We start from the raw sequence: 5,958 nt of genomic DNA, 5'->3' as shown, positions 1-5,958 counted from the left end.
CTATGCCTAATACAATGTTTATATAATTTTTTAAATTCATAGAATCACTCCTTATTATTATTTAAACATTTTATTATGCTAAATTTCACAGAGTTTTATTAATGAAAAAATAGGCAGCTTAAAAAAGTCACCTTATAACAGGTGACTTAATTTTTATATGTAAATTAATAATTATGATATTATTTATAAATGTGCAACATAAGCTAATCTTTCCCAAGTTCTTGCCCCAACAATACCATCTACACCTAAACCATTACTTGATTGGAAACTTCTGACTCTTGTATATGTTTCATTTCCAAATTGACTATCAACGCCTATAGAATAACCACAGGCTTTAAGTAATATTTGTACTAGATGTACAGGATTACCACTTTCTATTTTATTATATCCTACTAGAGTTGATGTTTTAACAGTATAATTTTTTGCACCAGTTACTTTAAAATATGTACCATAAAAAAATATGTCAAAACCATCTTGACTACCTTTATAATTTTTTAATCCATAGCTTTGCATTTCATCAACTGGTATAAATATTTCAGCTTTAGGTGATGGAGTTATACCCATTTCTTCACATTTAGCCTTATATTCTTCTTTGATTTGTTTTGGAGCATTATCATAAGTAAAGGTATAACCTTCAATATGAATTGTCCATAATGGCTTGTCTGTTTCTGTATAAGTGGAATTTGTTTCAGTATCTGCGAATACAATACCACTTGTTAATGCAAATAAACAACATAGCACTATTAATATTTTTTTAACTTTTTTTAACATAAAAACCCTCCTTGAATATTATTTAATTATTCCATTGTGGAATAGTTTAAACATCAACATGAATTTTGTAAACTGAGTCTTTCAGTGGAAATTTTTTATATATTGAACGGTCTGGTGATTTATAAGAAATAGAGTCAAAAGTTAAATATGTGAGAGAAGACAACAAACATAATATTAAAGCTATTATTATGCCTTTTCTGTTTTTGGTAATAAACATATTATGTAATCTTTTTTCAAACCCTTTAATTCTATATAAACCAGTAGAAAATTCATTATGTATATTTGTATTTCTTTCGATTGAGTTTACAACAGTCATAGCATAACTTTGTCTATCTTCAAGACCATAATCCTTTAAAACTGTTTCATCACAGTGCATTTCACAAATATTTTCTACAACTCTATCTAATAGATATACAAGTGGATTGAACCAATAAACACATTTTAAAAATAAGATTAAGTATCTAATATATAAATCTTTGCTTTTATAATGAGTCAATTCATGTCTTAAAATCCAGTTTAATTCTTCTAAAGAATAATCATGTGGAGGTAAAAGAATATATTTTTCAAATAATCCAAAACAAGAAGGATTTGCAACTTCATAAGTGTATTTTAGTTTTATATTTCCTTTTATTTTAAATTCATTTAATAAATCACCATAAAGATTTTTTACTTCTATTTCTTCAATATCATATGATAAATCAACTATTAGGCTTTTAAATTTCAAATATCTTTTAATTATTCTGATAAAAAGTAATAATGCAATAGCACTCCAAATAAATATAATAATATTTTCATTGATTGGAAAGTTATCTATATTTGAATTATCAAGTAAACTTTTAGTGTCTAATTTATTTGTTGTATATGTGTATGTAAAAGGTATAACTAATTTAGCTATAGCAATTAGCCAAATATAATAATTAAGTCTTTTACTAAAACCTTTAAGTAAAGTCAAATTCAAAATTATCAAAATACAAATAATTAAACTGCTTATGATTGTTGAACGAATTAGAGTCTGTAAAATTAAATTAACCATATAATCTACCCATTTTATTTTTTATTTTGCATATCTTTAATAAAGTTTTTAAATGTTTTTATTTCTTCTTTGCTAAATTCTTTTTTACTCATTGATTGAAGTAAGCTTGTTACAGATTCATTATGTATATTTTTTAAAAAATCAAAAGTTTCATATTGTAAGTAGCTTTCCTTGTCAACCAAAACAGTATATGTTGTATACGTTGAATGCTTTTTAGCAGATAAAAAATTTCTTTTTACTAATCTTGATAAGAGTGTAAGTGTTGTGGTCTGCTTCCACTCATGACTCATTATAGAAACTATGTCCTGTGATGTCAATACCTTGTCAGATTGCCAAAATAGCTTCATTATCTTCAATTCAGAAGGTGGTATTTTTTTTAACATAATTAATTCCCCCAGTGCTTTTTTAATTTTACTTTCATTCTATAAAAATAGAGTGCAAGAGTCAAATTAGTATAAACATTTTATTCTACAAGCATAGAATAAAATGTTTAAAAGTTCTCTACATAGGTAGAATACAAGGTTTAAATATTTTTAGTTTATTAAAAAATATATGTATTTGTGATTGAGTAAAAACAAGCATAAAAATAAAAAAAAGTAATATTTACTGACCTACAACTGACAAAATGACTAAAATAAATAATATGAAAGTGTATAAAAATATTGCAATACCTATATTTTATAAAAAAATGGCATAAAATAAAATCTTTTATGTCCTTTTTTACTGACATGTAAAAAAGTCTTGTAAGTATTGAAATTACTAGTTTGCATAGGTTTTGCATGAAGAATTGTCGTTTTGTAAAAAAGGTTACTGAAATTTATAAAAATAATTATTAATTGACATGAATTATCATAAAAAAAGGCATCTATTTCCATGAAAAAAAAATTTTCGTCTGCATGTAAAAATAGCTATAGTAATACGTACAAATGTTCTATATTTATAGAGTTATTTGTATGTAAATTATATTTTAGATAGTATATTTAATAGCTTAATAAACAGGATTTAAAACAAGGGGGGTGTATGTAGGAAATGTAGAACAAGTGTAAGATTTATTTTGTCTTAGTGCTTTCACTTCCACATCATGTAAAAAGCATAGAAATATAACAAGTTAAGTACCCCTTAATATATGACTTATAACTTTAATTTTTTGATTTTACAATTATGTTTTTAAGCTATAAATATAGTATTAATTGTTAGGTTATAATCTAATTTCGTTAAGAGGGGGAGAGGGATGATAGATAGAGTAAATTTGTATAAAAAAATAGAGTTAGATTGTAGTATATTTAGTTTAAAACTAAAGAAGAACTATAGTGAATATGTAGACTATCAAACAGGAGAAATAAAAAAAGAAATTACATCCTATAGTTATTATTTAAATGGAATTAGGTTTTTATATGCAATAAAGTCTAAAAAGATATACTTATATGGTAGGCTGATAATGCTATTGAAAGACTCAAATCATGTATATAACTTAGATGATGTATACCTACAAAGAGAAGAAATAAGAGATAAAGCTAATAGTAAGCTTAAAGAGTTGTTTAATGCTGATGTAGATATATTAGATTTTAATGTTTCTAGTATTGAAGTAAATTTTAATGTTTACAATGTAAATGCAAATTTATATATAGAATTATTTAATCAAGTAATAAAAGACAGGCAAGATAAAAGATATGTGAACTATGTAGACACTAATAAACTTGCTAAAAATACAAGTGTATATATAAAGTCAAAGCATAATTTTAAGAGCAATAGAAATAAAACATATACACTAAATTTTTATAATAAGCTAGACCAATTATACAATCTAAGGGTAAAAGCAAATGAAGCTAGAGGCAATAGAATTAATATATCTGAAAATGATTTAAAACTAGCAGAAAATACTTTAAGATTAGAGGTTAAGTGTGGTACATATGAACTGACTAAGTATGGTAAAGACTTTAGAACTTACTTCAATGACATATTTTTATGTAGAGATATAGTTTTAACTAAGTATAAACGTTTCATCTGTAGCACTAGACTAGATTTCTATGATTATTTTGAAACTAAAAAAATAGTACAAGAAACAAATAAATTAAAGACTAATAGTAAAAAGAAGCTATTGCAATACTTAGAACTAAGATATGCTAAAAAGAAAAAGTATAGCAAAGAAGAATTAAAGAAATATTTCAAGATGTTAGAGTTTCTAAACATAGCCCCTGCACTCATTCCTACGATTTACAAAATAAACAAATTACAGAGTCCAATCAAACTGCTAGACAAAAAAATAGAAAATTTAATGGAAAATGCTAGTAAATTCTGATAACTAGAATTATAATTAACTTATATTAAAAAAATTGAATATAAAAAAAGACTACTATCTCTATGAAGTTTGCAGACTTCATATGAGTTAATACCAACTACAACGAATAGTTAAGTAAATAGTAATCTTTTACTATAAGTTACATACTAAATGTTTTGGAAGAACATAGAGTATATAAAATATAGATGTTATCATTCTTGATATACATAAATTATAAGAGATGCAAGTCAAAAAATCAAGATAATAACGATAAAAGATAATTACAAGCTTTGTTCAAGATAGTTGGACAAGGCTTTTTTAATGCAGAGATGCAAAAAGTTTTATAAGGAAGTGTGTTTGACTTAGAGCAAACCGAATGGCTCGACAGAGTACAGGGGTAGCCGACTAAACACTTGGATTGAGTTTCAACACCATATAAATATGTCTGATACCATATTAAAGGGGTGAGAGTGGCGACTAGATGCCACAAACAATAAAAGCTAGGGGTGGCAACACTTAGTGGAAATACTCAAATATACTGTCTATTGTCGGGGTGTTGGTAGACTGTGTTAAATCACGAAGTAGAGTATTTACTTGTATCAGTCCAACGTTGTGTGGTCGTAACACACCAATCCTATTGGGTTTGAATGATATGGAAAGTAACCACGGACAGTAGTTCGTGGGTAACTGCGTCCAATTACAAAGCCTTTAGGTTTGCATTAAAAGAATAAATAATCAATAAGATTTAAAAACATGTATAACAAAATTCTAAATATGACAAGTTCCTTCTGACTTGGCATATTTAGAATGCGTTAGTAACAACTGAAAACCGTAGGTTGAAGGCGTAAGTAACCGTTAGGTTATAATGTTATGTAACATATGTAATTAGTATTTAAAGTAATAACTAGTTAAAACTAGATACTAAACTGGTGTAACAATCGTTTTGGTGAGTTTCGCTAAGGATTATATATTGTTAAAAGATAGAGGAAATTTTATATTAGAAAATATGTGTTTTTGGTGGTCTGATAGTGGTCTAAATGTGTATTTTTGAGTGATTTTATGACCCCAAAAAAATGACCTATAAAATAGATAGTATTTTGATTTTAACCAAAGAGTTTTACTAGGCTTTGCCTAGTTTTCCATGTTCATGAAATAAATGAAATTTATGTAATATGGGGTCAAAAACTCCTTATGCTCTTTTTTAAAAAAATGACTTTACAAAACAAACAAATAAGTGCTTGTAAAAATAAATAAATGTTGAAGTACAAAAATAAAGCTGTAAGGGCTTAGAGAGTCGCACAGAGCCTTAAATATATATTCTGAACTGTAAAGATATGTAATTAAAATATTTATTTTATCTTAACTGAAATGAGATAGGTTTTATGAAAAAACTAAAAAATTATTATTTTATTACATCTAAAATTTGGAAGCTGAATACTTTTAACATGAAAAAAGCTTACTGTATTTAAACAATAAGCTTTTTTATATGTAATGAAATATTATTTTTAAAATTTTAGATTTAGTAAGTTAAATTAGAATGTTTTTAATATATTATTTTTATTAAACTTATTATTAGTGAAATTGCTCCACATAGGTTAATTGCAGTAAAGTAAAAATTATGATTTTTTAAAGTATTAATAGTTAAAATTATGAAACAAAAAATAAGTATTATATGTAAAGGTATAGACATGTTAAGTGATTGATTCATATATACATACTTTAGAAACATGAGTATTAATGCAATTAGAGCTATGCCTAATACAATGTTTATATAATTTTTTAAATTCATAGAATCACTCCTTATTATTATTTAAACATTTTATTATGCTAAATTTCACAGAGTTTTATTAATGAAAAAATAGGCAGCTTAAAAAAG

The 5,958-nt window shown here is 25.4% G+C and carries 4 protein-coding genes; 1 reads left to right on the top strand and 3 read right to left on the bottom strand.

Annotated elements, in window-relative coordinates; all coding sequences use genetic code 11:
* Positions 1-183 precede the first annotated feature (183 nt).
* From IR151_RS19735 to IR151_RS19725, 3 genes are read right to left on the bottom strand one after another with little or no spacing between them, the layout of a single operon-like run.
* Positions 184-771: a peptidoglycan-binding domain-containing protein gene (locus IR151_RS19735; RefSeq protein WP_227437642.1), complete on the bottom strand. Its 588-nt coding sequence runs from the start codon at positions 769-771 to the stop codon at positions 184-186.
* Positions 772-817: 46 nt separating this feature from the next.
* Complete coding sequence (locus IR151_RS19730; RefSeq protein WP_227437639.1) at positions 818-1,804, bottom strand: M56 family metallopeptidase; 987 nt, start codon at positions 1,802-1,804, stop codon at positions 818-820.
* A 14-nt stretch (positions 1,805-1,818) separates the two neighbouring features.
* The gene (locus IR151_RS19725; RefSeq protein ID WP_227437638.1) at positions 1,819-2,187 is read right to left on the bottom strand and encodes a BlaI/MecI/CopY family transcriptional regulator; all 369 of its coding nucleotides are present in this window, start codon (positions 2,185-2,187) and stop codon (positions 1,819-1,821) included.
* An 848-nt stretch (positions 2,188-3,035) separates the two neighbouring features.
* On the opposite strand from IR151_RS19725, the gene IR151_RS19720 reads away from it, so the two are divergent.
* Positions 3,036-4,103 (top strand): hypothetical protein, encoded by a 1,068-nt coding sequence (locus IR151_RS19720; RefSeq protein WP_227437635.1) that lies wholly within the window; start codon positions 3,036-3,038, stop codon positions 4,101-4,103.
* The last annotated feature ends 1,855 nt before the right edge of the window (positions 4,104-5,958 follow it).

It is taken from the genome of Clostridioides sp. ES-S-0006-03 (genome assembly GCF_020662275.1).
GTDB lineage: Bacteria > Bacillota > Clostridia > Peptostreptococcales > Peptostreptococcaceae > Clostridioides.
The sequence above is the reverse complement of the archived record's forward strand: the minus strand, read 5'-3'. Positions and strand labels throughout refer to the sequence as shown.

Bases quoted from the DNA above. Each gene is read 5' to 3' on its own strand.
- IR151_RS19735 (WP_227437642.1), bottom strand. From the start codon at position 771: ATGTTAAAAAAAGTTAAAAAAATATTAATAGTGCTATGTTGTTTATTT.
- IR151_RS19730 (WP_227437639.1), bottom strand. From the start codon at position 1,804: ATGGTTAATTTAATTTTACAGACTCTAATTCGTTCAACAATCATAAGC.
- IR151_RS19720 (WP_227437635.1), top strand. From the start codon at position 3,036: ATGATAGATAGAGTAAATTTGTATAAAAAAATAGAGTTAGATTGTAGT.
- IR151_RS19725 (WP_227437638.1), bottom strand. From the start codon at position 2,187: ATGTTAAAAAAAATACCACCTTCTGAATTGAAGATAATGAAGCTATTT.